We start from the raw sequence: 216 nt of genomic DNA on the forward strand, positions 1-216 counted from the left end.
CTACGACATCGAGCGCACAGGCGACGACTCGTACCGGGTTACCCTGGCTGTCGCAGGGTTTGCAGCAGATGAACTGTCAGTAACATCCGAGCGCAATCTCCTGTTCATCAGCGGAGAGCGCCGCGAGCCCGATAACCGGCAGCGGGAATTCCTGCACCGCGGCATTGGCGCCCGCGCCTTCGAACGTCGGTTCCAGATCGCGGACTACGTGAAGGT

At 62.0% G+C, this 216-nt stretch carries 1 protein-coding gene; it reads left to right on the forward strand.

Annotated features, from left to right (window positions below):
• Positions 1-7: 7 nt before the first annotated feature.
• Positions 8-216, forward strand: a 209-nt coding sequence (locus AC2YHJ_RS27880) for an Hsp20 family protein (protein ID WP_487399452.1), incomplete at its 3' end; no start/stop codon positions are given.

The sequence above is a fragment of the Roseomonas sp. SRI_022 genome, from assembly GCF_057586215.1.